Genomic DNA, 232 nt, shown 5'->3' with positions numbered 1-232 from the left:
GCAACCCCTCCGGCACCAACGATGGCGCCGCCGCCGTCATCATGATGAGCGCCTCCAAAGCGCGCGAACTCGGCTTGACGCCGCTGGCGCGCATCAAGGCCTATTCGTCGGCAGGGCTGGACCCGAGCATCATGGGCATGGGCCCGGTGTCGGCTTCGCGCCTGTGCCTGCAGAAGGCGGGCTGGACGCACCAGGACGTGGACCTGATGGAAATCAACGAGGCCTTCGCCGC

General features: G+C 67.7%; 1 pseudogene. It reads left to right on the top strand.

From position 1 onward, the window contains the following. Positions 1-232: pseudogene (locus KVT32_RS31770) on the top strand (acetyl-CoA C-acetyltransferase); the annotation flags it as partial.

It is taken from the genome of Achromobacter sp. GbtcB20 (assembly GCF_019091095.1).
Lineage (GTDB): Bacteria > Pseudomonadota > Gammaproteobacteria > Burkholderiales > Burkholderiaceae_B > Achromobacter > Achromobacter mucicolens.
Note: the sequence above shows the minus strand (reverse complement) of the source record. Positions and strands in the feature narration are given on the sequence as shown.